We start from the raw sequence: 4,995 nt of genomic DNA, 5'->3' as shown, positions 1-4,995 counted from the left end.
TCGCCCTCAACGGCACCGACCACCGCAGCCACACCGAACAGGACGCCGCCATCGGCGACTACATCCGCTGGCGCAACCAGCGCGCCAAACCGAAAACGTCATTCGCCACCCGCTCCAAGATCCGCCACCCGGATTACCCGTTCAAGGCTGCATGACGGGGCACTAGGAGCGGGACAAGGCCGCAGGCCGGTACTCGCGTTGGCCGCGTGGGCAGTGGGCGTTTCGCCTACGCTGGGCGAGTGGCGATCAGAACCGGCCGGCTTCGGTTCGGCCCGGACAACGGCCGCATGCTGCTGCGCACGGGCCGCAAGGGTGTCGGCTCGACCGTCGGCCACGATCTGACCATCGAGGTGACCGACTGGTCGGCGGAGCTGAACGTGCCCGAGGCCGGGCCGGCGGACGCCAGCGCGAGCGCCCGCGTCGAATTGGGGTCCCTGGCCGTGCGCGAGGGAACGGGCGGCGCCGTACCGCTCACCGACAAGGACCGGGGCGAGATCGAGAAAAACGCCCGGCGGACGCTGGACGTCGATCGCCATCCGACGGCCACCTTCCAGTCCACCCGAGTCGTCACCGACGGCGACTCCACCACCATCAGCGGAACTCTCACTCTGCACGGGGTCGCCGCCCCCATCCAGGTCGCGGTGCGCGAACTGACGCCCGATCGGTACCGCGCCACGACGGTGGTGACCCAGTCGGCGTACGGAATCAAGCCGTACTCGGCCTTCCTCGGCGCGCTCAAGGTCCGGGACGACGTCGAGGTGGAGATCGAGGTCCGTCTCGGCGGCTGACCGGCCGCCGTGTCCGCTGCCGACCGCGATCGTGTCGCCGCCGGCGTCGCCCGTCGTCTCCGGCGACGCATCCGGACCGGCCCTGCGGCGGAGACATGACCAGGCCGGGTGACGCGGACCAGTTGCAGAGGGCGCCCGGCCGCGGCATGGGGCGGCTACCCTGCGCGGGTGACCGTGCTGCGCTGGCGACCGGCCGTGCTGACCGATGTGGACGCTCTGACGGATCTTTTCGCCGCCTGCGAGCAGAAAGATCCCGTCGGCCTCGACGTCGAGCCCGACCGGGTGCGTGCCCGGCTGGCCATGCCCGGCCTGGACCTCGCCCGCGACACCCTCGTCGCCGAGGACGCCGGCCGGATCGTCGCCTACGGGGAGACGGCCGACATGGGTACCGGGCCGGGCGTGCTGCGCATCCGGCTCACCAACGTGGTCGACAAATCGGCGCGCGACCAAGCGACCCGTCGCCTGCACGACTGGCTGATCGAGCGGGCCTCGCAGCTCCGGAAGGAGCGCTGGCCGGACCTCCCGGCGATGCTCGGCACCCGCTGTGGCGCCGGCGACCCGGAACGCCTGCAGCTGCTGGCCGACGCCGACTTCTCCGTGGTGCGCTGGGAATGGACCCTCGTCCGGGACCTGAACGCGCCGGTTTCGGCGACCGCGGCTCCGGGCGGCGTCGAACTCGTGCCCTTCGATCGGCGGTACGACGAGGAAACCCGGCTCGCCCACAACGAGGCCTACGCCGACAGCCCGACCGCCATGATTCCCGACCGGGAAAGCTGGCCGTCGCACGCCACGGGCCTGCCCACCTTCCTGCCCGACGCCTCCGTCCTGGCGCTCGATTCGGACAAGCCGGACGGCAATGAGGTCGTCGGCTTCCTCTTCACCCTCGACCACGTCGGCGTCGACGGCCGGCCGGCGGTGCTGCTGCACTGTCTCGGGACCCGGCCCTCGTGGCGCCGTCGCGGCCTGGCCAGCGCCATGATCGGCAATGCGCTGACCGCCTGCCGAGCGGCGGGCCACCACCGGGCGGAACTGCACGTGGGCGGCGACAACCGGGAGGCGGTCAGGCTCTACACCCGCCTCGGATTCGCCCACACCGGCCGAGGACACGCCATCCTCACCTGCCGGCCCCCCACGGACCGCTGAGTGCGCGACGCCACGCGTCCCGGTGCAGGAGCGCTCGGACGCGAATCACGAGATCCTTGTCTGACAGTGGGCGATTCATTACTAAAGTTCCAGGAATGGACGTCGACGCGAGCACTCGGCTTGAACGCATCCTCGGCGTACCGCTGGCGGAGGATGCGGTACGTCACTGGCCGCAGTCCGGCGAACTGATCCGGGGCCGGGTGCGGATCGCGGAGGTGGAGTCGCACTTCGTCGGGCTGCGGCTCGGCGTGGGCCGGCGACACTCCTGCGGAAACACCGTGGTCGTCGAGTGGAGCAACGACTACGGCGACGGCCGGATCTACCGCAACGTCTCGATCGCCGAGGTGCGGGACGGTGAGGCGGTGGCGGTGACGGACTACTGGGGTGAGCCGTTCACCGCGCCCGAGTGGCGGCGGACGCTGGCGGAGCGCCTCGACATGCCGGCGGGCGGCGTCTGGCCGACGTCCGACGACCTCACCATCACGTGACGCAGGTCCCCATCCGGCCGCCCGCCGGTCAGGCGGTCGTCGGCGGCAGGGAGTCTGCGAGTTCCGCGATCATTTCGGCGTGACAACGCTCCGGCACGCACCAGCAGCCGAGCCGGCGCCCCCGCAGGTCGGGGAGGAGGGCGAGGAGGTCCGGGCGGCCGAGCAGGTACGCGCGGTACTTCTCGAGGACCTCGTCCCGGCTGCCGTCGGGGCCGGGACGGTACGGGCTGGACAGGGGAGAGGCCGGGAGACGCCAGCCACCGCGATACATGGCCCGCCCGATGTAGACCACGTCGGCGTACGCCGGGTCGCCGCGGTGGCCCTTCAGGTTGACGACCGTGGTTGCCTGCACAATCAGCTCCTCAGTCTCCCGCCGGCAGCGCCAGAACCGTCGGTCCGGCAAGCGATCCGGACGATCGGACGAGCGTAACCACCGTCATCAACCGCGCCAATCGCCCGGCAGTCGCAGAGCCAGCTCTGCCCGGGCCGGTTCGGGGATAGGGTCTGCCCCTATGCGGACTAAGCAGGAACTGGGCGCGGCCATCCGACGGGAGCGGCGTGTGGCGCTGGTCGTCAACGCCCACTCCCGCCGAGGCCGCCGGCTCTACGAGGGCGCCCGGTCACGGCTCACGGCGGCCGGGTTCACTCTGCTCGGCACGTACCCGGTCGACCGCCCCGACGAACTCGAGCGGACCCTCGCCGCGGCCGCCGACCTCGGACCCGACCTCCTCGTCGTGGGCGGTGGCGACGGCACCATCGGCGCCGCCGCCCGCCTGCTGGCCCACCGCGACATCGCGCTCGGCCTGCTGCCGCTGGGCACCACCAACAACTTCGCCCGTACGGTCGGCATCCCGCTCGACTTCGACGCCGCCGTCGCGGTCCTCACCGACGGCAAGGTGATCGACGTCGACCTCGGCCTCGTCGGCAATACGCGCTTCACCAACCACGTCGGCGTCGGGCTCTCCGCCGACGTGATGCGCGCGGCGCCGCCGCGGCTGAAGCGCGTCACCGGCCGGCTCGCGTACCCGATCACCGCGCTGGCGCTGCTGACCCGGCACCGGCCGCTGCGCGCCACCGTGCGCGCCGAGGGGAGGGAGCACGAGTTCGTCACCCACCAGCTGTACGTCGCCAACGGCGGCTTCCACGCCGGCCGGCCGATCACCGCAGACGCGGACGCCGACGACCGGCTGCTGGTCGCGTACCCGGTGGGCGGCCGGGCCCGGCGGGAGCTGCTGCGGGACACAGCCCGCAACGCGGCGACCGGGCATCGGCGCACGGTCCGCGACGACCCGTTCCTCCCCGTCCGCCAACTCTGGCTGGAGACCGACCGGCCGGCGCCGGTCGAGGTCGACGGCGAGCTGTACGGCGAGACCCCGATCCGGATCGGCCTGGACCCCAACGCGCTGCGCGTGATGGCCCCCGCCGACACCCCGGACCGCTAACCTCCGAACGCCGCGACCGTTCCCGGCCGAGACGACTCCTCGGCCTGGCGCCGGCTCATGCGGCGAGCACGAACTGGTGCTTCGCGTTCACGACGGCGAGGTGCAGCGGCCGGTCGCCGAGGACGACACCGCGCGCCGAGAGCAGCTTGTCCTTGTCGGCGTCGACCGCGACGGCTCTACCGCCCATGCTGGTCGACCGGAGCGGCGCCGCGGTGAGCCGCTGGATGAACGCCCGCGCCCGGTGGCCGGGAGTGGGCTGCGGCGGGGCGAGACGCGCGTCCATGGCGACCGCCGACAGCAGGGATTTCCACTGCTCGGCCAGCGTCTGCGGGTCGTCGTAGACCTCCAGCAGCACCGGGTGACCGGCCGCGCCGATCAGCACGCCGCGCTGCCCGTACAGCGGTCGGATCGTGCGCAGAACGCTCTTCAGTTCCGCCGCCTGGCGGTTCTGCAGATCCACGAGAGACGACGTCGGGGAGTTGCCGAGATCGCGCTCGTAGCGGCTCACCCGCCGCCACACGTCGCCCTGGTCGACGCTGGTCCCGTGGACGCCGGGGGAGTGTCAACTGTTGCCGGTTGAGTAGGCGTTGGTATGTGTTGGTGATCTTGGAAGAGTGGCTTGCGGTGTGGGTGGTGCATCGCGACAGGGTTCCGGTGGTCGGCGGTGCGGGTGCCGTGGGGGCGGTTGCCTGGCGTTGGTGGTTGGGGGTGAGTGTCGTATTGGGTGGTTATTGTGCTGGGCGTGGCGGACGGGGTGCGGTTGGGTGTGGTGCAGGCGTACCGGTTCGCGTTGGACCTGACCGCGAGGCAGGAGCGGGTGGTGCTGGCCCATGCGGGGGCGGCGCGGGTGGCGCACAACTGGGCGCTGGCCCGGGTGAAGGCGGTGATGGATCAGCGGGCCGCCGAACGCTCTTACGGCATCGACGAGGCGGACCTGACCCCGCAGGGCTGGTCGCTGCCGGCTTTGCGCAGGGCGTGGAATCGGTCGAAGAGCGAGGTGGCGCCGTGGTGGCGGGAGTGCTCGAAGGAGGCGTTCAACACCGGCCTGGACGCGCTGGCCCGGGCGTTGAAGAACTGGTCCGACTCCCGTAGCGGCAAACGCGCCGGGCGGCCGGTGGGGTTCCCCCGGTTCAA

At 71.8% G+C, this 4,995-nt stretch carries 6 protein-coding genes and 1 pseudogene; 5 read left to right on the top strand and 2 right to left on the bottom strand.

What is annotated here, in order from left to right:
• The first annotated feature begins 239 nt into the window (after positions 1 to 239).
• The 3 genes from DKL51_RS05530 (at position 240) to DKL51_RS05520 (ending at position 2,419) form a co-directional block, all read left to right on the top strand.
• Positions 240 to 788 carry a YceI family protein gene (locus DKL51_RS05530; protein WP_124811802.1) on the top strand — a complete coding sequence of 183 codons (549 nt, stop codon included), beginning with the start codon at positions 240 to 242 and terminating at the stop codon, positions 786 to 788.
• A 168-nt stretch (positions 789 to 956) separates the two neighbouring features.
• Positions 957 to 1,931 carry a GNAT family N-acetyltransferase gene (locus DKL51_RS05525; RefSeq protein WP_124811801.1) on the top strand — a complete coding sequence of 325 codons (975 nt, stop codon included), beginning with the start codon at positions 957 to 959 and terminating at the stop codon, positions 1,929 to 1,931.
• Between the two features lie 95 nt (positions 1,932 to 2,026).
• Positions 2,027 to 2,419, top strand: a complete 393-nt coding sequence (locus DKL51_RS05520; protein ID WP_124811800.1) for a nuclear transport factor 2 family protein — start codon at positions 2,027 to 2,029, stop codon at positions 2,417 to 2,419.
• A gap of 28 nt (positions 2,420 to 2,447) precedes the next feature.
• Here the strand turns inward: DKL51_RS05520 and DKL51_RS05515 are convergent, their stop codons facing one another.
• The gene (locus tag DKL51_RS05515) at positions 2,448 to 2,771 is read right to left on the bottom strand and encodes a DUF4326 domain-containing protein (protein ID WP_124811799.1); all 324 of its coding nucleotides are present in this window, start codon (positions 2,769 to 2,771) and stop codon (positions 2,448 to 2,450) included.
• A 160-nt stretch (positions 2,772 to 2,931) separates the two neighbouring features.
• Here DKL51_RS05515 and DKL51_RS05510 point away from each other — a divergent pair, with 160 nt between their 5' ends.
• On the top strand, positions 2,932 to 3,861 hold the full coding sequence (locus DKL51_RS05510) for a diacylglycerol/lipid kinase family protein (protein ID WP_124811798.1): 930 nt from the start codon (positions 2,932 to 2,934) through the stop codon (positions 3,859 to 3,861).
• 55 nt (positions 3,862 to 3,916) lie between these two features.
• Here the strand turns inward: DKL51_RS05510 and DKL51_RS05505 are convergent.
• A pseudogene (locus DKL51_RS05505) lies at positions 3,917 to 4,390 on the bottom strand (ARPP-1 family domain-containing protein); the annotation flags it as partial.
• Between the two features lie 213 nt (positions 4,391 to 4,603).
• Here DKL51_RS05505 and DKL51_RS05500 point away from each other — a divergent pair.
• The coding region (locus DKL51_RS05500) for a helix-turn-helix domain-containing protein (RefSeq protein ID WP_221623132.1) at positions 4,604 to 4,995 on the top strand (392 nt) is incomplete at its 3' end.

The organism is Micromonospora globispora (genome assembly GCF_003857015.1).
GTDB lineage: Bacteria > Actinomycetota > Actinomycetes > Mycobacteriales > Micromonosporaceae > Micromonospora > Micromonospora globispora.
The sequence above is the reverse complement of the archived record's forward strand: the minus strand, read 5'-3'. Positions and strand labels throughout refer to the sequence as shown.